This is a genomic window from Banduia mediterranea, from assembly GCF_031846245.1.
Classification (GTDB): Bacteria; Pseudomonadota; Gammaproteobacteria; order Nevskiales; family Nevskiaceae; genus Banduia; species Banduia mediterranea.
On sequence record NZ_JAVRIC010000004.1, the window covers coordinates 83742 to 106548 of the forward strand.

The following is a 22807-nucleotide window of genomic DNA, read 5'->3' on the forward strand; positions in this document are numbered from 1 at the left end:
TGCACAGGCCTCGTTGGGCTCAATGCGCACCCGGCGGCGGCGCTCCCCCCTTGCGCAGTGCGAACACCGAGAGCAGGCAGGCAAAGATGATGATCGCCAGCACGTGAAAGACATCGACGAACGACAACATCGTCGCCTGCTGCACCACCATCTGATAGATCGCGCCGTGGGCTGCCTGTTCACTGCCGGTGGCCGCCTGCAGGCCGTCCATCGTGGCCTGGTAGACCGGGTCGAGCGGCGTTACACGGTCGACCAGTTCCACCTGGTGGGCCTGCGCGCCGCGCGCCAGCAGTGTGGTGGTCAGTGAAATGCCGAAACTGCCGCCGACGTTGCGCATCAGGTTGATGAGCGCGGAGGCGGAACCGCTCTGGTCGGGCGAGATCCCGACATAGGCCAGGGTATTGATCGGTATGAACAGAAAGGCCAGCCCCGCAGTCTGGAACATGCGCGCCCACACCAGCGTATTGAAGTCCACGTCCAGACTCAGCGTGCCCATGTAGAGCATCGAGCTGCCGACGATCATGCAGCCGATGCCGATCAGCAGACGGGCGTCGATCACCGACACCAGCCGCCCCATCAGCGGCATCAGCACCAGCAGGATCATGCCGCCGGGCGTCAGCACCAGGCCGGCCAGCAGCGCGTTGTATCCCAGCAGCGACTGCGTCAGCTGCGGCAGCAGCAGGGTGGTGCTGAGCAGAACGAAGCCCAGCAAGAACATGAGGCCGTTGGCGATGCCGAAATTGCGTTGCCGGAGCAGGCGCAGGTTGACGATGGGATCCTTCTGGCGCAGTTCCCAGAACACCGCGCCGACGATTCCTATCGCCGCGAACAGCGCCCACAACTGGATGAAGCCGGAGTCGAACCAGTCTTCCTGCTGGCCCTTGTCGAGCACGATCTGCAAGGCACCGAGCCCCAGCGTGATCAGAGCCAAACCCAGGTAGTCGATCTTGAACCCGCGTGCCATTCGCGTCTTGCGGGCCTCGACCAGTTCCGGGGGGTCGGACACGAACACGCGCGCCAGCGCGATCAGCAGCATGCCGATCGGCACATTGATCAGAAAGATCCAATGCCAGCTGTAGTTCTCGGTGATCCAGCCTCCCAGGGTAGGTCCGATCGCCGGCGCCGCGACCACGGCCATACCGTAGATGCCGAAGGCCATGCCGCGCTTTTCCGGCGGGAAGGCATCCGACAGGATCGCCTGCGACACCGGCTGCAGGCCGGCCCCGCCGAAGCCCTGCAGCACGCGGGCGCAGATCAGCAACTCCAGGCTGGGCGCGATCCCGCATAGGAACGATGCCACCGAGAACACGCCCACCGACATGATGAAAAAACGGCGACGGCCGATCAGATCCGACAGCCAGCCGCTCATCGGCAGCACGATGCCATTGGCCACCAGATAGGAGGTCAGCACCCAGGTGGACTCCTCCTGGCCCGCAGACAGCGAACCGGCGATGTGCTGCAGCGCGACGTTGGCGATGGAGATGTCCAACACCTCCATGAACGCCGCAATCCCGACGACCGTCGCGATCAGGTACGGGTTGCGGGCGCTCGCAGGAAGACCCGCCGAGCCGGCGCTGATCCCGGCCATGCCGCGCCCTAGGGACCGCTCTGGCGCGGCAGCTCGCGCGGGGCGCGTGCGACATCCACGGTCGGCACCACGGACATGCCGGGCACCAGCCGGTGCGCCTCATCCGGTTCCGGGTCAAACATCAGCTTCACGGGTACCCGCTGCACCACCTTTACATAGTTCCCGGTGGCGTTCTCCGGCGGCAGCAGGCTGAATATGGAGCCCGTGCCGGCCTGGATGCTTTCCACGTAGCCGTGGAATTCATAGTCCGGGTAAGCGTCGATCTCGAAGCTCGCCGCCTGGCCGGGACGCATGTCCGTGAGCTGGGTTTCCTTGAAGTTGGCGATCACCCAGGGCTCGTTCGACACCAGCGCCAGCATCGGCTTGCCAACCGCCACCTGCTGTCCGGCAAGCACGTTCTTGCGCGTTACACGGCCGGCGCGCGGCGCGCGGATTTCGCAATACGACCGCTCAAGCTCGGCCTGACGCAGGATGGCTTCGGCCTGCTCCAGCCGGGCCTGGGCGGCATTCACCTGAGCCTGCCTGGCGGCAACCTGCTGCGGCGCGGTTCGCGCCTGACGCAGGCCGGCGCGGGCCTGCTCGACCTGCTCGCGTGCGGACTGCGCCATGGTCTCGATCTGATCGACCTGCTGACGCGCGATTTCATCCTTGGCCAACAGGTCGCGGTAGCGCTGCGCATCCTTGGCGGCGCGTGAGGCCTCCGACTGTGCGGCCCGCAAGACCGCTTCGGCCTGCAAGACACCGGCTTCACTTTGCTCGCGCGTCAGGTCCAGGTCGGCTGCGGCGGTTTCGAGCTGGGCACGCGCGGTCGCCACTGCGGCACGAGCCTGATCAACCTGCACGTCATAGTCCACCGGGTCGAGCCGCACCAGCGGCTGTCCGGCGTCGACCCAGTCATTTTCGTCGACCAGCACTTCGGCAACGGTACCGTTGATCCGCGGCGACAATTGCACGATATCGGCCTGGATGAAGGCGTTGTCCGTAGACACCCGTCCACGCCCCAACCACCACCAGGCGACCACGCCCAGCGCCACCACGATGATCGCCACCAGAGTGCCGGCACGGGATCGTCGTTTCTTGCGATCGTTCACCGACTGCGTCGGCTCAGCCATGGTTGTTCCTTTCGGCTACGCCAAGCCCTCCGCCGTCATTGCGGCTCGCAGGGCTCGCAGCAGCAGGCGAGGCAATCACATTCTGTTCCAGACTGAATGTTTCGGCCTGCCCCAATGCCGCCGCGAGATTGACGCGCGCCTGCTGGAAGCCGGCCAGTGCCTGCACGTAGCCCGCCCGCGCCTCGGTCAACGATGCCTGCGCGGACACCACTTCGATGTTGTCCGCCACGCCCTGGCTGAAGCGGTCTCGCGCCAGCGTCAGCTCACGCTCCGCCAGGGAACGGGTCGACGCCGCAGCGTCCACCTGCTCGGCACGATTGCGTACCTGCACCAATGCCGTGAGCACATCCTCCTCGACCTGGGCATTGAGATCGTCCGCACGCAGGCGTGCTTCAGTGATGCGACTCAGGGCGGCATCGGTGGCGGCGCCGATGGTTCCGCCGGTGAAAATCGGCACTTCGACGCTGGCGCCATAGCGATAGGTCCGTTCCTCGTTCTGTACCGGGGTACTGCCGGAATAGCCGTAGTCGGCATATGCCACGAGTTTGGGCAGACGTTCGCTCCTGGCCGCGGCCAGGAGCTGATCGAGCTGATCGAGCTGCGCCGCGATCACCAACAGATCGGGCCGCGTGCGTCGCGCCACCGAAAGCGCCTGTTCGGGCTCCGGCACCATGACTTGCTGGCGTTGCAGACGACCCGTCAGGTTCATGGGCTGGTCGCTCGGCAACGCAATCGCGCGGCGCAAATTCAGGCGCGCCGTCTGCAAGGCGGTATCCGCCTCGGACACACGAAAGCGGTTCTGCGAAACAGCCGTTTCGGCACGCGCCACGTCGATTCCGGAAGCCACGCCGGCATCACGCTGATCGACCGCCAGCCTGTAAAGATCCTCGGACAGCGCGAGGTTGGCCTTGCCTGCTTCGAGCCCCTGTTCCGAACCCAGCACATTGATATAGGCGATCGCCGCACGTGAGGCCGCGTGCTCACGCGCCAGCGCCGCCTGCGCCTTGGCGACGTCGACCGCCAGGCGTGCGCTGCGGCTCTGCAGCACGCGACTCCAGTCGAAGATCACTTGCGACAGCTCGACCCGTGCGTCGAAGGTCGAAAACGGACCGATGAGGGGATCGAGGCCCGGAAGCATGAGGCCCTGCGCCGCCAGATTGGTGGTTGCGCGCGTCTGCGAGGCCGCCAGATCAACCTGTGGCCGGAGGCTGCCGTCGGCCTGTCGCGCCTCGGCGTCTGCGGTGCTCACCGCGGCGCTGGCGGCGAGCGAGGATGGCGCACGCGCCACCGCATCGTGAATCGCCTGTTCGAGCGTCAAGGGCGCCTCGGCGGCCCATGCGGCCCCGCTGCACAAGAGCATGGCGCCGATCAGGACCAGGCCACGTGCCTTGCAGGACTTCGAGCAGGGCGCACTATCGCGCTGAAGATGGTTCATGTAGACGTTTCCTTTTGTCAGCCGATGCCTGTTACCAGTGCGTGACCAACAGCTTCTTCACAAGAGACTTGAGACGTTTGCGCTCTGAAAGGCTGAGCGGTTCCAGAAACTCGTCCTCGGCCAAGGCCATTCGCGGCATATTGGCTTCGAGATAATCAAGGCCCTTGGCCGTCAGCGTCACGGCATTGGCGCGCCGGTCGTCCGGATCGCGCTCGCGCACGACCATGTCGAGACGTTCCAGATGGTCGATGAACTGCATGACGGTGGTTCTGTCACCACGCAGCAACTCGGCGATATCCGTCTGGCGCATCGGACCACGGCTGTGCAAAAGCCGGAGCAGCCCGAAGTGACGCGGAGTGAGGCCGTCCGGAGCGGTGACCTGATTGAGGCGCTCGGTCAGAAACAAGGTCGTCTTGATCAGGCTGAACGCAAGGTAGTCTTCGAACTCGGATGGCAGGCCTAGAGTACCCGTTGCCGATTCGGAGATTGGATGTTTTCCGGCCAATGATAATACGCGGTACGACAGATATTCAGCGATACTGACATTCCATACGGCGGCGATCAAGCACCCCTACCATCGCGAATCCAGAAACCGGCCGTTCACCATGAACCGAAGCGCAATCCTCAGCCTGCTTGGCACCCTCCTGCTGGTTTTCGCCGTCGCCGCAATTGGCGGGCTCGCCACCGCGAGCAGTGTCGACACTTGGTATCGTGCTCTTGAGAAGCCGGTCTTCAATCCACCCGATTGGGTGTTCGGCCCAGCCTGGACAGCGCTCTACCTGATGATGGCCGTGGCCGCGTGGCGGGTTCTGTATAGCGGTGGTTGGACGCCCGCTTCAGCGGCCTTGAGCCTGTTCGCTGCGCAGCTCGCGCTGAACGGCCTCTGGTCGGTGCTGTTCTTTGGACTGCGCCGGCCGGAATGGGCCTTGTTCGAAATTCTGCTGCTGTGGCTGGCGATCCTGCTGACCACACGACGCTTCTTCGCGCACGACCGAGTCGCAGGCTGGCTGATGCTGCCATATCTAGCCTGGGTTTCGTTCGCGGCGCTGCTCAACGCCTCGATCGTACGGCTTAACTGAACGTCGGCGCGCTTCAGTAGCCGTATGCGTATTCGTGACGGATCCGCTCGTGGCGCTCGTAAGGCCGTCCGCTATCCAGCAGAATCGTGACGCCCCCGACATCGATGCGACTACCCAGAAACGAGGGCGCACGGCTTGCGCTGTGCCAGCTGTGGCCTTGCGGCCAGTACCAGAGGTTGCGGTCCGGCGCGTAATAGGTTTCGTAACGTGGATAGTAGACATACCGGTAGCGCGCGGGCTGGTGCGCTGCGTACGGCTGCCGATAGATCACGCGGACGTCTCGCTCGTGCTGCGCGTAACGGGCATTGTGCTCGTGACGATTATCGTGACCATGCCGACCTTCATGACCGTGGCGATCATTGCGGTCGCGATGCTCGTCGTGACCCTTGTTGGCGTACCACTTGGAATCGGCCAGGACCGGTGCTGCCGCCAGTGACAGCGCGCAGGCGGCAAGCAGGGCGCCATATCGTGACAGCCGACAGGGTGATTGACGGTTCATCGTGGCTCCGTGATGCCGAAACGGGCATCCTTGGGTGGTAGGCCGACGCTAGAGCGCGAAACGTGAACGCGGCCTGAACTGTCTCCATGCGATAATCCGCGCCCCTCTGACTGTCCCGAAGCCGGCCATGCCGCGCAAGATCTTCGTCACCAACGCCCTGCCCTACGCCAACGGACCGATTCATCTCGGTCATCTGGTGGGCTACATCCAGGCCGACATCTGGGTTCGATTCCAGCGTCTGCGTGGCCATGAAGTCACCTATGTCTGCGCCGACGACGCGCACGGCACGCCGATCATGCTGGCCGCGGAAAAGGCCGGCGAAACGCCCGAGGCCTTCATCGCGCGAATCCGTGACATGCACGAGCGCGACTTCGCCGGCTTCAACATCAGTTTCGACAACTATTACACGACGCACTCGGACGAAAATCGCGAACTGGCGCAGCGTATCTATAGGGCACTGCGCGAGGCCGGCCACATCGCCACGCGCTCGGTCGAGCAGGCCTACGACCCGATCAAGCAGATGTTCCTGCCGGACCGCTACATCAAGGGCGAATGCCCGCGTTGCGGCACCACCGACCAGTACGGCGACAACTGCGAAAACTGCGGCGCCACCTACGCACCGACCGAGCTGAAGAATCCACGTTCGGTGGTGTCCGGCGCCGTACCGGAAACACGCGCCTCGGATCATTACTTCTTCCGGCTGGAAGCACTGCAAGCCGCCGTGGAGCAGTGGCTGGCGGAATCAAAGTTGCAAAGCGCGGTGCGCGCCAAGCTGCGCGAATGGACCACGGCCGGCCTGCGCGACTGGGATATCTCACGCGACGCGCCTTACTTCGGCTTCGAGATTCCGGACGCACCCGGCAAATACTTTTATGTCTGGCTGGACGCGCCGGTCGGCTACTTCGCCAGCCTGCAGAACTGGTGTACCACCCAGGGCCGCAACATCGACGACTACATCGCCATCGGTTCCGAATGGGAGATGTGGCACTTCATCGGCAAGGACATCGTCAACTTCCACGGCCTGTTCTGGCCGGCCATGCTCAAGGGCGCCGGACTGCGCCTGCCGACCGGACTGTCCGTCAACGGCTATCTGACGGTGGACGGCGCCAAGATGAGCAAGAGCCGCGGTACCTTCATCCGCGCCGACACCTACCTGCAGCATCTGAATCCGGAATGCCTGCGCTACTACTACGCTGCCAAGCTGTCGGACGGCGTGGTCGATCTCGACCTCAATCTCGACGACTTCGTCGCGCGCATCAACAGTGATCTGGTCGGCAAGTACGTCAACATCGCCAGCCGCTGCGCCGGCTTCATCAGCAAGCGTTTCGGCGGGCGTCTGGCGGAGGCCGTGCATGATCCGGCCTTGCTCGACCGATTCGCGGCCGAAGCCGAGACGATCGCCGGGGCCTACGAAACCCGCGACTTCGCCGCCGCAGTACGCCGCATCATGGCGCTGGCCGACCAGGCCAATGAAGTGATCCAGAAGAACGCCCCGTGGCTGATCGCCAAGGATCCGGCGCGCGAAGCCGAGCTCCATCGGGTGTGCACCACGTTCCTCAACGTGTTCCGGCTGCTGACGCTGTATCTCAAGCCGGTGCTGCCGAAACTCGCCAGCGAAGCCGAAGCCTTTCTGGCGATTCCCGCGCTGCAATGGACCGACGCGGCCACGCCCTTGCTCGATCACGGGATTCGCCCGTACCAGCCACTGATCACCCGTATCGAAACCGACAGGATCAAAGCCATGGTCGACGCATCCCGGGAAGATCTCGCCCCCGCGACCGCAGCCGCCACAAGCGCAGCGGCATCGCAATCCGAGGAAATCGGCATCAATGATTTCACCCGGGTGGATCTGCGCATCGCGCGTATCGACGCCGCCGAGGCGGTGGAAGGCGCTGACAAACTGCTCAGGCTGACACTGGACGTGGGCGAGCTGGGCAAACGCCAGGTCTTCGCCGGCATCAAATCGCAGTACACACCGGAATCGCTGGTCGGGCGTTTGACCGTGGTGGTGGCCAATCTGGCACCGCGCAAGATGCGTTTCGGCCTGTCCGAAGGCATGGTGCTCGCCGCCTCCTTCGGTGACGGCAAGCCGTACATTCTGTCGCCGGACTCGGGCGCCGAGCCCGGCATGCGCGTCAAGTAAACCTCCCGGATTTCGCGTGAGTCTTGCCGACTCCATCGATGCACGGCTGCCGCAGACGCAATGCACGCGCTGCGGTTACGACGGCTGCCGCCCGTATGCGGAGGCGATCGCCAGCGGCGAGGCTCGCATCAATCAGTGTCCACCGGGCGGCGGCGAGACGATCGCGGAACTCGCGGCAATCACCGGCCAGCCGGCGCTGCCGCTGGACCCGGCTTACGGTGAGCCGGAGACGCAGCCGTTCGTGGCGCTGATCGACGAAGCGCGCTGCATCGGCTGCTACAAATGCATCCAGGTCTGCCCGGTGGACGCGATCGTCGGCGCGCCCAAGCTGATGCACACCGTAGTCGAAGCCGAGTGCACCGGCTGCGAGCTATGCCTGCCGCCGTGCCCGGTCGACTGCATCGAGTGGGTGCCGCGTCAGATCGACCCGTACCTGGGCCGCGAGCGCGCAACGCGCTCGCGGCAGCGCTTCGAGTTACGCACAGCCCGCCTGCAAGGCCAGAGCGATGAGCGCGAATCGAAACGGCGAGCGCGAACCTCGCCGTTGCGCGACGCGGCGACGATGGACGATCTGCTCGCAAGAGTCCGTGCCCGCGCCGGCAAACCCTGATTCGCCGCTGGCCGCGCGCTGGCGCAGCGCGGGGACAGTCACATAGGATTCACGGTCCCACCACCGGCACCGCCCGATGAAGAAATACCCGCCGACCGCCAAAGAGCTGCGCCAATGGATGGATAAGAAAAATCTGTCCAACAAGGACGTGGCCAAGGCGCTGCATCTGTCGGACGGTCGCGTCGTGCGTTTCTGGACACAAAAAGAAGAACCACGCCAGATCCCGTACCCGAGCTGGTACACGCTGCGCCACAAATTCGGCAAGTAACCGCCGGCCCGCCTTCGCTGCCCTTCCCCGAAGGATCGAATTCCCACGCAGTTTCCGTGTCGGATTTATAGGATCAATCATCCTAAGAAAAAAGTTGACGTCCTGGATATTTATCCCTATCGTAGTTTTGTGACATCAACATGACATGGAGGAGACCGATATGAAAAAGAGCCTGCTACTGGTTTTGGCCCCGGCGGCATTACTGATGGCCTGCGCCTCGACTTCACAGCCGGTCGCCTCCACAGCGCAGACTGCGGCTGCGCCGACCTACTCCTGGACGGCCAGACAACCGGTGCGACAGACCGCGTTCTTCGTCAAGAACGCCTCCTGTGAAGACACCTCCGGATTCACCGGTTCCGGCAACGCCTATTCGGCGGAGTTCCAGGACTACAAGGACTGCATGAACGCGGAGGGATTCGAACTGGTGGTTTCGCGCTAAACGCGCACCGCTGGCGAGGAGCAAGGGCCGCGAATCGCGGCCCTTGCTCCTTGGAATACCGCTGCACCGCACGGTTCATAATGCGCGGAGATCCGCTTGGAACCCGCCACGCTTGAACGCCCAGACCCGCCGCGAGATTTTCGCGCGCCTCAAGCAAAACAATCCGGCCCCGACCACGGAGCTGCTCTACACCACGCCATTCGAGCTGCTGGTGGCAGTCGTGTTGTCGGCTCAGGCCACAGACGTGTCCGTCAACAAAGCCACGGCGCGCCTTTACCAGGTCGCGAATACACCGCAGGCGATCCTGGATCTGGGATTGGAGGGTTTGCGCGAACACATCAAGACCATCGGCCTGTTCAACGCCAAGGCCAGGAACGTCATGGCGCTATGTCGAATCCTGGTGGAGCAACATGATGGCGAAGTGCCGCGCTCACGCGAGGCCCTGGAAGCCTTGCCCGGCGTCGGCCGCAAGACCGCCAATGTGGTGCTGAACACCGCTTACGGCGAACATACGATCGCCGTGGATACGCATATCTTCCGCTTGGCCAATCGCATCAAGCTGGCGCCTGGAAAAACCGTGCGCGAGGTCGAGGATCGGCTGATGCGGGTCATCCCCAGGGAATATCTGCGCGATGCGCACCACTGGCTGATCCTGCACGGCCGCTACATTTGCAAGGCCCGCGTGCCGGAATGCTGGCGCTGCCCGATCGAGGACCTGTGCCCCTACCGACCGAAAACGCCCGAGCCCGGGGAGCAAACCGCAACACCCCGCCGCGGTCGCCGCATCGGGCCGGGCTGAGCCGCGAGCTACGACTCCGGAGCGGTCGGGAACTCGAACTCGACGCGGTTACGGCCACGATCCTTGGCGGCATATAGATTGTTATCCGCCATCGCGATCAGATCGTCGGCCTCCGCCGTCTCGTCCGGCAACATCGAGGCCACGCCGAGGCTGATCGTGACGATACCGTTGATGCCGCCGGCCGCATGGTCGATACGCATGGATTCGACCGCACGCCTCACCATCTGCGCGATATCCGCCGCGTCGGCCAGATCGGTACGGCCGAGCACGATCGCGAACTCTTCCCCGCCGTAGCGCGCCACCAGATCGAGCGGGCGCTTGGCCAGGCTGCGCATGGCATGCGCGACCTGACGCAGACAGTCATCGCCGGCCTGATGTCCCAGATGATCGTTGTACGACTTGAAACAGTCGATATCGATCAGGATCAGCGATACCGGCACGTGCTCGCGCAAGGACAGGCGCCATACCAGCGCCAGAAACTCGTCGAACGCGCGACGATTGGCGAGCCCGGTCAACGCGTCTTCCATGGCCACGCGCTGCAATGCCGAATTGGCTCGCTCCAGCTGCGCGGTACGGCTCTGCAGATCCGCGGTGCGCTTGCTGATGATCGCGTCGCGCTCGTCGATCACATGCTCCATGCGGCGGCGCAAAAGCTTGGCTTCTTCCAGCGATTCACGCAGCTGTCCATAGGACAGGTCAAGGCGCCGCAGCAAGGCATTGAATTCGCCGAACAATGCGCGGATTTCCCGCGGGGCATCGTCCGGCACATCGAGTTGGTGCTGGCCACCTTCCAGATTCAGGTCCGCGAGATCACGCGCCAGGCCCGCGAGCGGTTTGGTGACCCGATGCGCCACCGCCTGCGCCACCAGCCAGGACACCATGGATGCCAGCAACAACAGGCAAGCCGCCACCGCGTATTCATTCCATTCACGCAGTTCCACGGTCTGCACGTAGCGCCGACCGGAGACGACGAAGCCATTGGACAGCGTACGATCGGCCAGCAACACGGATTCGGGGACCGCGCTTGTCGCGACATGCGCACTCAGAGCCACCTCGTGGCCGGCGGCATCCAGCAGCCGAAGGTCCATATCCTGACCACCAATTTCTCGCCCAAGAGCAATCAAAGGTGCCAGCGAGAATTCCAGATGGACCGCTCCCGAATAGACGTCTGCCGCGTCGCGAATCGGCACCGTGACGCCGAGTTGCGCATCGCCGCCAGCCGGCTGGCGCAGCGTCGAAAATCGTGCCGGCGACTGCCTCGACAACTCCGGAAGATCGGACGCAGGCCTTGCGCCGCCCGGCGATGCGCTAATGATCGCACCCTCTGCGTCCGTGATCGTAATGCTCAGCACCGTTTCGCGCTGACTTACGATCAGCTCAGGCAAAGACCGGCTCACACCGGGATTCGGCCCGGAATAGAGATGCACCGCCTCGGCCACCGAACTGGCGATGACGATATTGGAGTCGAGATAGGCATCCATTCCCCGCGCGACACCGCCGACGATGCGTTGCAGATCGGCCATGTCGTCCTGCTCGGCGCGGTCGATGAACAGAAAGCTGAGCATCAGACCAGCAATCACCATGGGGATCAGCGTCGCCAAGGCGACCCAGTTTCCCACGAACATGTAAAACGCCTTGCCGCCAAGATCCGCCGGCGGCGACGCTCGATCCCCTGACATCGCAACAAAGCTCCTGAGCAAAAAGCGAAGCTCGCCGCCGCCCCTCCCCTGGACAGCACCGAAAACACGCGTTCGTTCCATTTTGCGGGTGCGCATCGCCTCTTACGGGCCGATATCTGTACGCGCAAGTCCTGCGTGACCGGCAGAGCCGCAAGGAATTCTGAAATTCCGACTGTAGGCCCGGCAACTCACCGAGCGGCCGTCATACAGACAAACGGCCCGGTTCAGCGCATCGAAGGTCGCACCGACGCCATGAGCATACGGGAACCCGCCGAAAAGTGATCAAAAGTCGTAATCTGGATTCGATTTGTCGAAGTCCAGGTCCGTCAGACCTGCGTCGAGCATGATCATCGAGAAGCGCGAGTCTTCCATCAGCGTACCGTCCGGCGACCACAGGCGCAGCCCGACCGGCAGCCCGCTTTGCGTATCGACGCACAGCTCGCGCGCACCCACTTCAAAACGGCGCGGCACCTCGGCGCCACCGTCGAAACGCAGGCAGGTAGCCTCGGCTTCGTTGATGGTCCGAACCGAGGTCTGCGGGCTCAGCCCGCGTTCGCGTACATCGTCGACCATCCGCGACAAACCGAACAGACCGATCTCGTCCGGCGAGCGGAAACCCAGGCCGCGCGCCGAGGATTCCTTCTTCGGGTCCATGGTGATGCTGACCATGCCCAGGAATCCCCCTTCGTGAACCTGGATCTTGCCATCGTACTTGTCGCTGCAGTACAGCATCTCGCGGCCCTTGTGCGGCTTCTCGATCCAACGCATGTAGACGCAAGCAGGTTCACGGCGATGCTTGACCAGCACGGTGGCTGGCTCCATGTCGTCCGATGGATCGTCATGGCGCTGATCGCGGTCCATGTGCAGCGTGTAATCGTCCACATCCGCCGCGATCTGGGCCAGGCGTTTGAGCGGTGCGAGCGGATCGGCAGAGGCCTGCGCGTGTGCAGCAAAACTGGTGCAGGCGAACAGCAGCACGAACATCGGCGGGACCCAGCCGGACTGAGGCTTGATCAGAACATTCATAACCGAGAGTGAAGCACGCATGAGGCGCCTCCGCATCGGCCGATCTGTAAGCACTTGTTTCGTAAACCGCGCAGCGACCGATCGGTTGACCGCGCTACTCGAATTCGATGTGCTCGCCGTGCACGCGGCGCACCACGAAGCCGCCCTCGCCCAGATCGCGAATCACCTGTTCCGCGTGCGCGCCGTCCTGTGCCTCGATCAACATCTCCAGCACCGTCAGCTTGGCGCCGTGGCCGGTAGCCAGTCGCTCATGATGCACCTGCACGATATTGCCGCCGGCGGCGCCGACACAGCCCGCGACACGCGCCAGAAAGCCGGGACTGTCCTCGATCTCGATCGACAGCGACACCAGCCTCGATTCGTGCACCAACTGACGCAGCAGCACCGAGGCCAACAGGCGCGGATCGATGTTGCCGCCGCACAGGATCAAGCCGAGGCGCCGTCCGGCGAAGCGCGCCGGATCGGACAGCAGGGCCGCCAGCCCGCTGGCGCCGGCGCCCTCGACCACGACCTTCTCGACATTGGCCAGCATGCCCACGGCCCGTTCGATCACGGCTTCCTCCACGCGCAGCAGATCGGCGGCGTGATCGCGGATCAAGGGCAGCGTCATCGCGCCGACGTTCTTCACGGCAATGCCTTCGGCGATCGTCGGGCCGCCACGCGCTAGCGAGGCATCGCCTTGCAGCGCGGCATAGGCCGAGCAATAGCCCGCCGACTCCACGCCATACATTTCGATCTTCGGGTTCACGTCATGTGCCGCCACAGCATTGCCGGCGAACAGGCCGCCGCCGCCGATCGGAATCAGCATCGCGTCGAGGTCCGGCTGCTCGCCGAGCATCTCCAGGGCGATCGTGCCCTGCCCGGCCATCACCAGAGGATCGTCGTAGGGATGCACCAGAGTGTAGCCGCGCGGCAACAGCTCGCGTTCCAGATAGGTCCAGGAATCCGCCAGTGTTTCGCCTTCCAGCAGCACCTCGCCGCCGAGTTCGCGCGTGTTGCGCACCTTGGTGAACGGCGTGTTGCGTGGCATCACGATCAGGCTTTTGATACCCAGCCGCGTCGCGTGATAGGCCACCGCCTGCGCGTGATTGCCAGCCGACATGCAGACCACGCCCTGCGCGCGCTGGTCCTCGCTGAGGCTGGCGAGCTTGTTGAGCGCACCGCGCTCCTTGAACGAAGCGGTGAATTGAAAGTTCTCGAACTTGAGCCAGACATCGGCGCCGGTGATTTTCGAAAGCACGCGGGACGGCCGCATCGGCGTCCGCATCACCTGGCCGGAAATTCGCTGCGCCGCCGCCCGCACATCCTCGATCGTGATCGACATGATTCAATCCACTGGAACAGTTGGCGATTATAGGGTGACGCAACACGGCAACCCTGACCAAACAAGCCAATATCCCGCTTTTCCGGAGGTGCGCCGTGACAGCGCACCCCGCGACCGCGATAATTGCGTGTTCCCCCGCACGCCACAGCAGACATATCAGATGGCTCAGTACGTCTACACGATGAACCGGGTCGGCAAGGTCGTCCCGCCCAAGAAGGAAATTCTGCGCGACATCTCGCTGTCCTTCTTCCCCGGCGCCAAGATCGGCGTCCTCGGCTACAACGGCGCCGGCAAGTCCACGCTGCTCAGGATCATGGGCGGCATCGACAAGGACTTTCACGGCGAGGCGCGGCCCATGCCCGGCCTCAAGGTCGGCTACCTGCCGCAGGAACCGCAGCTGGATCCCGAAAAGGACGTGCGCGGCAACGTGATGGACGGCCTCGGCGAACTCGGCACCGCACTGGAACGCTTCAACGCAGTCACCAAGGGCTTCGAAGACCCGGATGCGGACTTCGATGCGCTGCTGGCCGAACAGGCCGAGCTACAGGAAATCATCGAGGCCGCCAATGGCTGGGAGCTGGACGTCACGCTCGACAAGTCCGCCGAGGCGTTGAATCTGCCGCCCTGGGACGCGAACATCGAATCGCTGTCCGGCGGTGAACGTCGCCGCGTCGCACTGTGCCGCCTGCTGCTGTCCAAGCCGGACATGCTGCTGCTGGACGAGCCGACCAACCACCTCGACGCCGAGTCCGTGGCCTGGCTGGAAAAGTTCCTCAACGACTTTCCCGGCACCATCGTCGCGGTCACGCATGACCGCTACTTCCTCGACAACGTCGCCGGCTGGATTCTGGAACTCGATCGCGGCCACGGCATTCCGTACGAGGGCAACTATTCAACCTGGCTGGAGCAGAAGGAAAAGCGCCTCGCCCAGGAAGAAAAGACCGAATCGGCGCGCCAGAAGGCGATGGCCGAAGAACTCGAATGGGTACGCCAGAACCCCAAGGGCCGCCAGTCCAAGTCCAAGGCGCGCCTCAAGGCCTTCGAGGAAATGTCCTCACAGGATTACCAGAAGCGTGCCGAGACCAGCGAAATCTACATTCCGCCGGGCCCGCGTCTGGGCGACGTGGTGATCGACGCCACCGATCTCAAGAAGACCTACGGCGATCGCGTCCTCTACGAAGGGCTCAGCTTCAGCGTGCCGCGCGGCGGTATCGTCGGCATCATCGGCGCCAACGGCCGTGGCAAGACCACGCTGTTTCGCATGATCACCGGCGAGGAAAAGCCCGACGGCGGCAGCATCACGATCGGCGAAACCGTGCAGATCGCCTACGTCAACCAGAGCCGCGATTCACTGAACGACAAGAAGACTGTCTGGGAAGAACTCAGCGGCGGACAGGACATCCTGCGCGTCAACAACTGGGAAATGCCCTCGCGCGCCTACATCGGCCGCTTCAACTTCAAGGGCGCGGACCAGCAGAAGCGCCTGCAGGACCTCTCCGGCGGCGAACGCAACCGCGCCCATCTCGCCAAGCTGCTGCTGGCCGGAGGCAACGTACTGCTGCTGGACGAGCCGACCAACGATCTGGACGTGGAAACCTTGCGTGCGCTCGAAGACGCGCTGCTCAACTTCCCCGGGGCCGCGATGGTGATCTCGCATGACCGCTGGTTCCTGGATCGTATCGCCACGCACATCCTCGCCTTCGAGGATTCCGGCGAGATCGTGTTCCACGAGGGCAACTACCAGGACTACGAAGCGGACTTCCGCCGTCGGCATGGTTCGGAGCCCGGCGTGAACCGCCGTCAGCGCCACAAGAAGATCGGCTGAGAGCTTATGAATATTTCCACTGCCCTCTGAGGGCCGGGCCTGCGCATGGAACCAGACCGCACGCTTGCCTATCGTTGGCGCAACGGCACCCTGCAACCGATCGAGTTTCCGCAGCCGGTGCGGCTCGATCAGCTGCTGGGCATCGATCGGCAGAAAGCGATTCTGGTGCAGAACACACGCCAGTTCGTGGAGGGCCGCCCGGCCAATCACGCGCTGCTGACCGGATCACGCGGCACCGGCAAGTCCTCGGTGGTCAAGGCCCTGCTCAACGAATTCGGCGAACAGGGCCTGCGCCTGATCGAGGTGCCGGGCCACCAGCTCACGGACCTGCCGGACATCGTCGCCCCGCTGCGCGAGCGCCGCGAGCGCTTCGTGCTGTACGTGGACGACTTCTCGGTTCAGGCCAACGACCCGGCGCTGACCGCGCTCAAGACCGCGCTGGACGGCGGCATCGAAGAGCCGCCGGACAATGTGCTGATCTACGCCACCTCCAACCGGCGCCATCTGATGCCGGAATTTCAGAGCGAGAACGACGAATACCGCTGGCACGGCGACGAACTGCATCCCGGCGAATCCAGCGAGGAAAAGATTTCTCTGTCGGAGCGTTTCGGCCTGTGGCTGAGCTTCCAGCCGTTCTCCCAGCAGCAGTATCTGGACGCGGTGCACCTGCATCTGGCGCGCCTGGGTGTGGACTCGCTGGACGAAGACGGAATCAAAGCCGCACTGCGCTGGGCCCTGGCGCGCGCCTCGCGCTCCGGTCGTGTCGCGCAACAGTTCGCAAGGGACTGGGCGGGCCGACGCGGTTAGAGCAGGGCCAAGCGTTCCCGAGCCCGTTCTCGAAACTGTTCGGCGTAGGCGGTTCTTCGCCGATTTGCCTGTGGCGCGTTCAATCCGCTCTTCGGACTGGCCCTGATCACGCTGTGTCCGTTCACGCTCGGATTCACGCCGCCGGCAACATAGCAATAGTCTGCGCTGACGCGACAGGTCCGCACCGCTGGTCGGATCATCATCGCAATCAACGCAGACCCTCCTGGCATGGAGGGACTTCGGGCTCCGTGAGCGGGTCCGACCTGCCCATGCTCCACCGCAATGGCGTCTGTCCCATGCGATTTTCGATCCTGCACCCGTTCGTCTTCACCACCTTGTTGTTGCTCGGCGCCTGTGGCGGAGCGGATTCGGGCGGCGAAGACGATGCAGACGGCGCCGGGGAAACACCCGTGATCGGTTACTACGCGCAGGGCGCCAAGCTCTACGACCCGGCGGGTGAGGAAGTGCAGCTGCGCGGCATCAACATGTACGGTTTCAATGCCGACATCCTGATTCCCGAATACCTTTGGGAAATGGGCTGGAAGGAATAGATTCAGCAGGTCAAGGATTTGGGCTTCAACGCCGTGCGCCTGCCCTTCGTACCCAAGACGCTGTATTCGCCGCTCAAGGCTGGCGAGGATCTGCCGACCCACGTCGAACCCACGCTCAATGCGGAGCTGATCGGCAAAACCCCGCTGGAAATCATGGACCTGTGGACGGCCGAAGCCGACCGCCAGCACTTGTATGTGGGGCTGGACTTCCACTCCATCAGCAACGTCTCGCAGTACTTCACCTGGTACTCGGACGACCCCAGCGCTTACGGCGAGGGCATGTGGGCCGAAACGCACGACGCCCAGGCCTACAGTGAAGACGACTGGATCCGTGACCTGCGCTTCGTGGCGCAGCGCTATTCCGGCCTTGTCCATTTCATCGGCATCGATCCCTACAACGAACCCTACGGCGTCGTCCGTTGGGGCCCGGGCGATCCCTTCGGCTATTCCGAGGAGGCCGATTGGCAGCGCGCCGTCGAACGCGCCCCGCGGCCGTGCTGGACGCCAACCCGCAGCTGTTGATTTTCGTGGAGGGCATACAGGGCAATTTCGACGGCGAGGAAGACAGCAGTATTCCGATGAACCTTTGGGAGAATCTGCAACCTCAGGCCTACCGCCCGCTGGACATTCCGGACGAGAAGCTCGTGCTCTCGCCGCATACCTATGGTCCGGATGCCCTGTACGAATTTCCCAAGGACTCCTTCGATCACCCGGACTTTCCGGACAGCCTCGCGGCGGACTGGGAAACCCTGTTCGGCCAGTTTTCAGAGCAGCACCCGGTCATCATTGGAGAATTCGGCGGCTTCTACGGCACCGGTCCCAGCGGGGACCAGGACCGGCAGTGGCACGACGCCCTGGTGGACTACCTGATCTCCAAGGACATGCGCAGCGCCTTCTACTGGTGCTACACCCCCAACAGTTACAACACCGGCGGCATTCTCGACGACGACCTCAAGGTGCGCGAGGACAAGCTGACGATGCTGCACCGGCTGTTCGGAATTTAGCCGCCGTTCACGAGCCTTGTGGTCTGATTTCAGGCTGAAAGCGTCGCCCGCCCGATCGAAAGCTCGGGCGATGCCATCGGTCCGGACCAACATCCTCATGAACCCGCTTTTCGTGTGCAGTCAGAACCGGCTTCGCAGCCCCACCGCCGAAGCGGTGTTCTCCGTCTATCCCGGCATCAAGGCGATCAGTGCCGACACCAGCACGGACAGCGACGTTCCGGTTTCCGGCGACCTGATCGAATGGGCCGATCCAGCTCCGCCATTGCCGACCGAAGCGGGCTGACCGGCACAAGCGTGCAGCCATGCGAATCCGTACCCGGACTCCACTGAACGTCTTGCTGGCGAGCGGCCTGGCGCTGATTCTCATTGGCTGCACGAAGTCGCCGGAACCACCGGACATGCGGATTCCGGAACGCTTCATCGGTGAATGGAATACCGACCTTAAGGACTGCGGCACGGGTGACAACGACAGCCGACTGCGCATCGAATCCGAGCGCGTTCGGTTCCATGAAAGCAGCGGCACTGTCCAGACCGCCGCCGTCGAAGCCGACGACACCCTGGCCCTGATCGCCGAATTCAAGGGCGAGGGGCAAACCTGGCTGGGTGAGCACCGCTTGCGCTTGTCCGACGACGGTCAGTCGCTATCCGAACGAATCGGAGCCCGGGAGCTGGTGCGACGACGTTGCCCCTAGCGCAGCGATCAGTCCTTGTCGACGAACATCACCGTCGTGGCGCCGCCGAACTTCGACGTCACTTCCAACTCGGCCAGCTTCCAGCCGTCTTCATAGAGCGAGGCGAGACTGTGGTCCGCCTTTTCGCCACCGACCGCTTCACATTCGATGGTATCGGACGGCCCCGGTACGCCCTCGTAGACGCAGACCATGATCTGGGCCGCCGACGCGACGCTGCCGTACGCGCAGCCCAGGAGCAGTCCCAGTGTCGCCAAGCCTTGTCCCGTCCTTGTCACCTTGTACTCCCTTGATGGTCGAGACCCCAGTGTAGCGGTGCCGTCGGCGTTTGGCGGCACGTTGACGTAGGCACCGCAGCAACCAGGCATCGACGGCTTGAACCAATGGCAGCGGGAACCCTAGGACTTCGGCGTCTCGCTCTGTTCGCGTCGATGTGCATCCAGAGCATCCTGGCTCTGTTGGCGGCGCGTCTCGTCGAGCTGCTTCTGGGCCAGCGTACGTCCGAACCGAGCACGGTTTTCGGTGGCCTGTGCGGCCTTGTCTGTCCGTTGCTTGCGCTTGCGAGCCTGTTTGAGATTGATCACTTTAGTCACAAGGTCACTCCGAACTCCGGCGATGCGCCACAGTCTAGCCTGGATATGGCGGCCCACCATGACAGCCTGCATGAGCCGCAGAACCCGAGCGCACCCGATGCTGGAAACCATCGACCGCTACGGCTGGGTGACCGGATGATGGACAGGTCTGGGCCGCGAGCGTCGAATCAGCCTGGCGGCTTGCGCGGCCGCGCCGGCGCCGTTCTACGCGGACCGGGCCTATCCGCGCGATCCGGCTATGCGCCATCTGCGCACCTACCGGCCTTACCGGTCACTGCTCCCGCTGGGCGCGCCGGACCTACACTAGGGGCTGTTGACGATCTGGCGACTCAGCTCAGGTCGTAGCGGAATTCCTTCTTGAATCGCGCACGGAAACTCTCCGGCGTGAAGCGATGGTTTTGCGTGCCGGGGCGTTCAATCTTCATTGCGCCCAGCAAGGAGGCAATGCGGCCGGTGGTCTCCCAGTCCTTGCCGTGGAGCAATCCGTACAGCAGGCCGGCGCGATAGGCATCGCCGCAGCCGGTGGGGTCGGCCAGCGACTCGGCCTTGGCGCACGGCACTTCGATGAGCTTGCCCTTGTTGTGGATCATCGAGCCCTTGCCGCCGCGGGTCACGATCAGGGTGTCCACGCGCTGCGCCATTTCAGCAAGGCTGAGCCCGGTGCGCGACATGAACATCTCGGCTTCGTAGTCGTTGACGGCACAATAGGTCGCAAGGTCAAGGAAATGCGTGAGTTCCTCGGAATCGAACAGCGGCATGCCCTGCCCGGGATCGAACAGGAACGGTACACCGGCGTCCGCGAATTGCTGGGCGTGCAGCAACATGCCCTGGCGCCCGTCCGGTGAGACGGTGCCCAATTTCACGCCTTGCGTCGACAGGCTCTGCGCATGCGACTGGGACATCGCGCCGGGGTGAAACGCCCAGATCTGGTTGTCGTCGAGATCGGTCACGACATGGCCATGCGCGGTCAGCGTGCCGGGCATTTCCTTGACGAACTCACGCGGCACGCCGTGCTTGTCCATCCACTCGGCGTAGTTGGCGAAATCCTCGCCAACCGTGGCGACCGGTGTACCCACACCCCCAAGCAGCTGCAGGTTGTAGGCGATATTGCCGGCGCAGCCGCCGAACTCGCGGCGCATCTGTGGAACCAGGAACGACACGTTCAACATATGCACCTTGTCCGGAAGAATTTCGTTCTTGAAATGGCCCGGATAAACCATGATCGTGTCATAGGCGACGGAGCCGCAGATCAGTACCGACATCGTTTCCCTTCCTCTTCTGTCCGTTGTGTCATCGGCGCCAGCTCTACCAGCCGTCGCTGCGTGAATTGAAGATCCGCCCCGATCAGGCGGCCGGCTGCCAGCGCAGGTCGAGTTGGCGTGCGGCACGCACGTCGTCCAGGCGCCGCACCGGCATCGTGTACGGCGCGCCCTTGAGCTTGGTGATGTCGGCCTTGGCCTCGTCCCAGATCGCGACCATGGCGTCGACGAAGGCGTCCAGCGATTCCTTGTCCTCGCTCTCGGTCGGCTCGATCAGCAGGCATTCCGGAACCAGCAGCGGGAAATAGATCGTGGGTGCGTGGAATCCGTAGTCGAGCAGGCGCTTGGCGACGTCGGTCGCGGTGAGATCGAGCGCCTGCTTCTGCTTCTTGAGCGTGATGATGAACTCGTGCGAGGCGCGACGCGTCGGAAATGCCAGATCGAAGCCTTTCTCGCGCAGCCGTGCCTGCATGTAGTTGGCGTTGAGCGCCGCGAATTCGGCCACGCGGTGCATGCCCTCGCGCCCCAGCAGGCGCGCGTAGATGTAGGCGCGCAGCAGCACCCCGGCATTGCCCATGAACGCAGACAGGCGGCCGATCGACTGCGGCAGGTCGTTCTCGTCGAGCCAGCGATAGCGCCCGTCATCGCAACGACCGACGACAGGAATCGGCATGAACGGCAACAGGCGCTTGGACACACCGACCGCGCCGGCGCCCGGCCCGCCACCGCCATGCGGCGTGGAGAAGGTCTTGTGCAGGTTCATGTGGATCACGTCGAAGCCCATGTCGCCGGGCCGCACCTTGCCGAGGATCGCGTTGAGGTTGGCGCCGTCGTAGTACAGCAGGCCACCGGCCTCGTGCACGAGTCTGGCGATCTCCTTGATGCGGCGCTCGAACACACCCAGCGTCGAGGGATTGGTCAGCATGATGCCGGCCGTCTGCGGACCGACGGCGGCCGTCAGCGCGTCAAAGTCCACGTCGCCGTCGTCGGTGGTCGGGATCTCGCGCACCTTGAGGCCGAGCATCGTCGCCGTCGCCGGATTGGTGCCGTGCGCGGCATCCGGCACCAGTATTTCGCTGCGCGCGGTATCGCCGCGTGAGCGGTGATAGGCACGGATCATCGCCACCCCGGCGAACTCGCCCTGGGCGCCGGCCATCGGTGTCAGCGACACACCGGCCATGCCGGTCACGTCCTTGAGGATTTCCTGCAGATCGTACATGCAGCCCAGAAAACCCTGCGAATGCGAAACCGGCGCCAATGGGTGCCGGTGCAGGAACTCCGGCAGCATCGCCAGGGTGTTGCAGGCGCGCGGGTTGTACTTCATGGTGCACGAACCCAGCGGATAGAAATGAGTGTCGATGCTGAAGTTGAGCTGAGACAGGCGCGTGTAGTGGCGCACCGCCTGCAATTCGGAGACCTCCGGCAAAGCAGGCGGCTTTCGGCGCCGCAGTGCTTCGGGAATACCGGAGACGTCGACTGCGGCCTGCGGTCGCTGCGCGTAGGCGCCGCGGCCGGGACGGGAGACTTCGAAGATCAGCTTTTCGCTCATGGGCTTTCTTGGAAGCTGCGGGCTCAGACCAGGGCGGCCAGGGCGGTGTCGTAGTCGGGCTCGTTGCCGATCTCCGGCACCAGTTCGGAGTAGACGATCCTGTTGTCGGCATCCAGCACGATTACCGCGCGCGCTGTGAGTCCGGCCATCGGCCCGGTTTCGATCAGCAGACCGTAGTCCTTGCCGAACTGGCGGCCGCGCATCAGCGACAGCATGGTGACATTGGCGATGCCTTCGGCGCCGCAGAAACGCTTCTGCGCAAACGGCAGATCGGCGGAGACGCACAGCACGGCCGCACCGTCGATCGCCGCGGCACGCTCATTGAACTTGCGCACGGACATCGCGCAGGTCGGCGTATCGATCGACGGAAAGATGTTCAGCAGCTTCTTCCTGCCGGCAAAATCATGCAGCGTCACGTCGGCCAGATCGAGGCCGACCAACCGCAGTCCGGGCGCGTCGCTGCCCACCGGCAGCATCTCGCCGAAGACCTGAATCTCCTGGCCTCTAAGGGTTACGGTGCTCATCGTCT

Annotated in this window: 26 protein-coding genes; 13 read left to right on the forward strand and 13 right to left on the reverse strand. The window is 63.7% G+C overall.

Annotation, left to right across the window (positions count from 1 at the left end):
- Positions 1-19: 19 nt before the first annotated feature.
- From RM530_RS04135 to RM530_RS04150, 4 genes are read right to left on the reverse strand one after another with little or no spacing between them, the layout of a single operon-like run.
- Positions 20-1588: a DHA2 family efflux MFS transporter permease subunit gene (locus RM530_RS04135; protein WP_311363946.1), complete on the reverse strand. Its 1569-nt coding sequence runs from the start codon at positions 1586-1588 to the stop codon at positions 20-22.
- 8 nt (positions 1589-1596) lie between these two features.
- Positions 1597-2700 carry an HlyD family secretion protein gene (locus RM530_RS04140; RefSeq protein WP_311363947.1) on the reverse strand — a complete coding sequence of 368 codons (1104 nt, stop codon included), beginning with the start codon at positions 2698-2700 and terminating at the stop codon, positions 1597-1599.
- A complete protein-coding gene (locus RM530_RS04145; protein WP_311363948.1) occupies positions 2693-4135 on the reverse strand; it encodes a TolC family protein in 1443 nt (480 codons plus the stop codon). The genes RM530_RS04140 and RM530_RS04145 overlap by 8 nt, the downstream gene beginning before the upstream one ends.
- 31 nt (positions 4136-4166) lie before the next feature.
- Positions 4167-4700 (reverse strand): MarR family winged helix-turn-helix transcriptional regulator, encoded by a 534-nt coding sequence (locus RM530_RS04150; RefSeq protein ID WP_311363949.1) that lies wholly within the window; start codon positions 4698-4700, stop codon positions 4167-4169.
- A gap of 40 nt (positions 4701-4740) precedes the next feature.
- On the opposite strand from RM530_RS04150, the gene RM530_RS04155 reads away from it, so the two are divergent.
- Positions 4741-5214, forward strand: a complete 474-nt coding sequence (locus tag RM530_RS04155; RefSeq protein WP_311363950.1) for a TspO/MBR family protein — start codon at positions 4741-4743, stop codon at positions 5212-5214.
- Positions 5215-5227: 13 nt separating this feature from the next.
- Here the strand turns inward: RM530_RS04155 and RM530_RS04160 are convergent, their stop codons facing one another.
- Positions 5228-5713, reverse strand: a complete 486-nt coding sequence (locus RM530_RS04160; protein WP_311363951.1) for a hypothetical protein — start codon at positions 5711-5713, stop codon at positions 5228-5230.
- A gap of 127 nt (positions 5714-5840) precedes the next feature.
- Here RM530_RS04160 and metG point away from each other — a divergent pair, with 127 nt between their 5' ends.
- The 5 genes from metG to nth all read left to right on the forward strand — a co-directional run bounded on the left by metG (position 5841) and on the right by nth (position 9972).
- Complete coding sequence (gene metG, locus RM530_RS04165; RefSeq protein WP_311363952.1) at positions 5841-7856, forward strand: methionine--tRNA ligase; 2016 nt, start codon at positions 5841-5843, stop codon at positions 7854-7856.
- Positions 7857-7872: 16 nt separating this feature from the next.
- Positions 7873-8466 (forward strand): RnfABCDGE type electron transport complex subunit B, encoded by a 594-nt coding sequence (locus tag RM530_RS04170; RefSeq protein WP_311363953.1) that lies wholly within the window; start codon positions 7873-7875, stop codon positions 8464-8466.
- A 76-nt stretch (positions 8467-8542) separates the two neighbouring features.
- Entirely contained in the window at positions 8543-8734 is a 192-nt protein-coding gene (locus RM530_RS04175) for a hypothetical protein (protein WP_311363954.1), read from the forward strand.
- Between the two features lie 160 nt (positions 8735-8894).
- Entirely contained in the window at positions 8895-9173 is a 279-nt protein-coding gene (locus RM530_RS04180) for a hypothetical protein (protein ID WP_311363955.1), read from the forward strand.
- Positions 9174-9285: 112 nt separating this feature from the next.
- Positions 9286-9972 carry an endonuclease III gene (nth, locus tag RM530_RS04185; protein ID WP_311363956.1) on the forward strand — a complete coding sequence of 229 codons (687 nt, stop codon included), beginning with the start codon at positions 9286-9288 and terminating at the stop codon, positions 9970-9972.
- Positions 9973-9980: 8 nt separating this feature from the next.
- Here nth and RM530_RS04190 read toward each other — a convergent pair whose 3' ends face one another.
- The 3 genes from RM530_RS04190 to RM530_RS04200 all read right to left on the reverse strand — a co-directional run bounded on the left by RM530_RS04190 (position 9981) and on the right by RM530_RS04200 (position 14001).
- Positions 9981-11651 carry a diguanylate cyclase domain-containing protein gene (locus tag RM530_RS04190; protein WP_311363957.1) on the reverse strand — a complete coding sequence of 557 codons (1671 nt, stop codon included), beginning with the start codon at positions 11649-11651 and terminating at the stop codon, positions 9981-9983.
- 282 nt (positions 11652-11933) lie between these two features.
- Positions 11934-12698, reverse strand: a complete 765-nt coding sequence (locus RM530_RS04195; protein ID WP_311363958.1) for a DUF1571 domain-containing protein — start codon at positions 12696-12698, stop codon at positions 11934-11936.
- A 73-nt stretch (positions 12699-12771) separates the two neighbouring features.
- Positions 12772-14001, reverse strand: coding sequence for a threonine ammonia-lyase (locus RM530_RS04200; RefSeq protein WP_311363959.1), 1230 nt, complete (start codon positions 13999-14001; stop codon positions 12772-12774).
- 160 nt (positions 14002-14161) lie between these two features.
- Here RM530_RS04200 and ettA point away from each other — a divergent pair, with 160 nt between their 5' ends.
- From ettA to RM530_RS04235, 7 genes are all read left to right on the forward strand, one after another.
- Positions 14162-15826, forward strand: coding sequence for an energy-dependent translational throttle protein EttA (gene ettA, locus RM530_RS04205; RefSeq protein ID WP_311363960.1), 1665 nt, complete (start codon positions 14162-14164; stop codon positions 15824-15826).
- A gap of 45 nt (positions 15827-15871) precedes the next feature.
- Positions 15872-16633 (forward strand): ATP-binding protein, encoded by a 762-nt coding sequence (locus RM530_RS04210; protein ID WP_311363961.1) that lies wholly within the window; start codon positions 15872-15874, stop codon positions 16631-16633.
- Positions 16634-16929: 296 nt separating this feature from the next.
- Complete coding sequence (locus RM530_RS04215; RefSeq protein WP_311363962.1) at positions 16930-17184, forward strand: hypothetical protein; 255 nt, start codon at positions 16930-16932, stop codon at positions 17182-17184.
- The gene (locus RM530_RS04220; RefSeq protein WP_311364053.1) at positions 17185-17706 is read left to right on the forward strand and encodes a cellulase family glycosylhydrolase; all 522 of its coding nucleotides are present in this window, start codon (positions 17185-17187) and stop codon (positions 17704-17706) included.
- Positions 17679-18188: a glycoside hydrolase family 5 protein gene (locus tag RM530_RS04225; RefSeq protein ID WP_311363963.1), complete on the forward strand. Its 510-nt coding sequence runs from the start codon at positions 17679-17681 to the stop codon at positions 18186-18188. Before RM530_RS04220 ends, RM530_RS04225 begins: the two co-directional genes overlap by 28 nt.
- A gap of 97 nt (positions 18189-18285) precedes the next feature.
- A complete protein-coding gene (locus RM530_RS04230; protein ID WP_311363964.1) occupies positions 18286-18471 on the forward strand; it encodes a hypothetical protein in 186 nt (61 codons plus the stop codon).
- Between the two features lie 19 nt (positions 18472-18490).
- Positions 18491-18880 (forward strand): hypothetical protein, encoded by a 390-nt coding sequence (locus RM530_RS04235; protein ID WP_311363965.1) that lies wholly within the window; start codon positions 18491-18493, stop codon positions 18878-18880.
- Between the two features lie 8 nt (positions 18881-18888).
- Here the strand turns inward: RM530_RS04235 and RM530_RS04240 are convergent, their stop codons facing one another.
- From RM530_RS04240 to tpx, 5 genes are all read right to left on the reverse strand, one after another.
- Positions 18889-19134, reverse strand: coding sequence for a hypothetical protein (locus RM530_RS04240; RefSeq protein WP_311363966.1), 246 nt, complete (start codon positions 19132-19134; stop codon positions 18889-18891).
- Between the two features lie 141 nt (positions 19135-19275).
- Positions 19276-19470 (reverse strand): DUF4169 family protein, encoded by a 195-nt coding sequence (locus RM530_RS04245; RefSeq protein WP_311363967.1) that lies wholly within the window; start codon positions 19468-19470, stop codon positions 19276-19278.
- Positions 19471-19799: 329 nt separating this feature from the next.
- Positions 19800-20732 (reverse strand): carbohydrate kinase family protein, encoded by a 933-nt coding sequence (locus RM530_RS04250; protein ID WP_311363968.1) that lies wholly within the window; start codon positions 20730-20732, stop codon positions 19800-19802.
- Positions 20733-20814: 82 nt separating this feature from the next.
- Positions 20815-22278 (reverse strand): aminomethyl-transferring glycine dehydrogenase subunit GcvPB, encoded by a 1464-nt coding sequence (gcvPB, locus tag RM530_RS04255; protein ID WP_311363969.1) that lies wholly within the window; start codon positions 22276-22278, stop codon positions 20815-20817.
- 23 nt (positions 22279-22301) lie between these two features.
- Positions 22302-22802, reverse strand: a complete 501-nt coding sequence (tpx, locus tag RM530_RS04260; RefSeq protein ID WP_311363970.1) for a thiol peroxidase — start codon at positions 22800-22802, stop codon at positions 22302-22304.
- Between the last annotated feature and the right edge of the window lie 5 nt (positions 22803-22807).

Coding starts and splice junctions, on each gene's coding strand:
- RM530_RS04215 (WP_311363962.1), top strand. CDS start 16,930: ATGCGATTTTCGATCCTGCACCCGTTCGTCTTCACCACCTTGTTGTTG.
- metG (WP_311363952.1), top strand. CDS start 5,841: ATGCCGCGCAAGATCTTCGTCACCAACGCCCTGCCCTACGCCAACGGA.
- RM530_RS04140 (WP_311363947.1), bottom strand. CDS start 2,700: ATGGCTGAGCCGACGCAGTCGGTGAACGATCGCAAGAAACGACGATCC.
- RM530_RS04230 (WP_311363964.1), top strand. CDS start 18,286: ATGAACCCGCTTTTCGTGTGCAGTCAGAACCGGCTTCGCAGCCCCACC.
- RM530_RS04145 (WP_311363948.1), bottom strand. CDS start 4,135: ATGAACCATCTTCAGCGCGATAGTGCGCCCTGCTCGAAGTCCTGCAAG.
- RM530_RS04190 (WP_311363957.1), bottom strand. CDS start 11,651: ATGTCAGGGGATCGAGCGTCGCCGCCGGCGGATCTTGGCGGCAAGGCG.
- gcvPB (WP_311363969.1), bottom strand. CDS start 22,278: ATGAGCGAAAAGCTGATCTTCGAAGTCTCCCGTCCCGGCCGCGGCGCC.
- RM530_RS04195 (WP_311363958.1), bottom strand. CDS start 12,698: ATGCGTGCTTCACTCTCGGTTATGAATGTTCTGATCAAGCCTCAGTCC.
- RM530_RS04180 (WP_311363955.1), top strand. CDS start 8,895: ATGAAAAAGAGCCTGCTACTGGTTTTGGCCCCGGCGGCATTACTGATG.
- ettA (WP_311363960.1), top strand. CDS start 14,162: ATGGCTCAGTACGTCTACACGATGAACCGGGTCGGCAAGGTCGTCCCG.
- RM530_RS04135 (WP_311363946.1), bottom strand. CDS start 1,588: ATGGCCGGGATCAGCGCCGGCTCGGCGGGTCTTCCTGCGAGCGCCCGC.
- RM530_RS04175 (WP_311363954.1), top strand. CDS start 8,543: ATGAAGAAATACCCGCCGACCGCCAAAGAGCTGCGCCAATGGATGGAT.
- RM530_RS04160 (WP_311363951.1), bottom strand. CDS start 5,713: ATGAACCGTCAATCACCCTGTCGGCTGTCACGATATGGCGCCCTGCTT.
- tpx (WP_311363970.1), bottom strand. CDS start 22,802: ATGAGCACCGTAACCCTTAGAGGCCAGGAGATTCAGGTCTTCGGCGAG.
- RM530_RS04235 (WP_311363965.1), top strand. CDS start 18,491: ATGCGAATCCGTACCCGGACTCCACTGAACGTCTTGCTGGCGAGCGGC.
- RM530_RS04250 (WP_311363968.1), bottom strand. CDS start 20,732: ATGTCGGTACTGATCTGCGGCTCCGTCGCCTATGACACGATCATGGTT.
- RM530_RS04210 (WP_311363961.1), top strand. CDS start 15,872: ATGGAACCAGACCGCACGCTTGCCTATCGTTGGCGCAACGGCACCCTG.
- RM530_RS04200 (WP_311363959.1), bottom strand. CDS start 14,001: ATGTCGATCACGATCGAGGATGTGCGGGCGGCGGCGCAGCGAATTTCC.
- RM530_RS04155 (WP_311363950.1), top strand. CDS start 4,741: ATGAACCGAAGCGCAATCCTCAGCCTGCTTGGCACCCTCCTGCTGGTT.